Annotated in this window: 1 protein-coding gene; it reads left to right on the forward strand. The window is 58.8% G+C overall.

Annotated features, from left to right (window positions below):
* Positions 1-186 precede the first annotated feature (186 nt).
* Positions 187-831: S1 family peptidase (locus XI09_RS08495; protein WP_271566440.1), on the forward strand; the 645-nt coding region annotated here is incomplete at its 3' end.

The following is an 831-nucleotide window of genomic DNA, read 5'->3' on the forward strand; positions in this document are numbered from 1 at the left end:
TAATCCAGCATGGAACGGAAACGGACAACTCAGCCCGCTCGACATCGCCGCTGTCAGAACATTCTATCCTTCCTGACATTTGGCCTGTCTCTATTCTTCTGCCCGCCGGCGCAAGCGGACCGCGCGGCGGTGCAGGTTGCTGCGCGGTACAATGTCAGGACGGTTCACGTCCAGTATGTTGGCGTCATGTACAACGACAAGCAGGAGGTCGGCGGCGGCTCCGGGCTGCTGATCGGCGACAGCCTCGTGCTGACCAACAGCCATGTGATCGGACGCGGGGAGAACTACAAGAGCTTCGAAGTCAATGCTCGTCTCGGATCGCGCAATGCGAACCCGATCAAAGTCACCGCGATTCATCGCGATGATGCCAGGGACCTGGCGCTCCTCGAATTGTCTCAGCCCGTCAACAACAGCGGTGGCGCATCGCGTTGCCCGATGCCGGTGATCGACGACAACCAGCAAGCCCCGATGGGGACTCAGCTGTATCTGCTCGGATATCCCCTCGATCTGGATCTCAGCATATCGAGCGGTCTGATAAGCAACCAGACTAGCCCGAATGGTCGCTGGCAGACCGACACGGTCATGAACGTCGGCAACAGCGGGGGACCCGCATTCAACGAGTTCGGCGCACTGCTGGGGATTGCGGTCGGTGGCATTATTAAGTGGAACGATGCGCAGGTTTCTGGCGTCAACTTCATCATTCCAGCCACTGTGATTACCGCCAGCCCGCTCTACAGCATGATCACGGCCATTCCCCAGCCCTCTGTTTGCTGGACGAAGTGGGTCGACACGACGATCTCGTTTGAGAACCGGAGCAGGCTGAATTCCACG

It is taken from the genome of Bradyrhizobium sp. CCBAU 11386, from assembly GCF_028128955.1.
GTDB lineage: Bacteria > Pseudomonadota > Alphaproteobacteria > Rhizobiales > Xanthobacteraceae > Bradyrhizobium.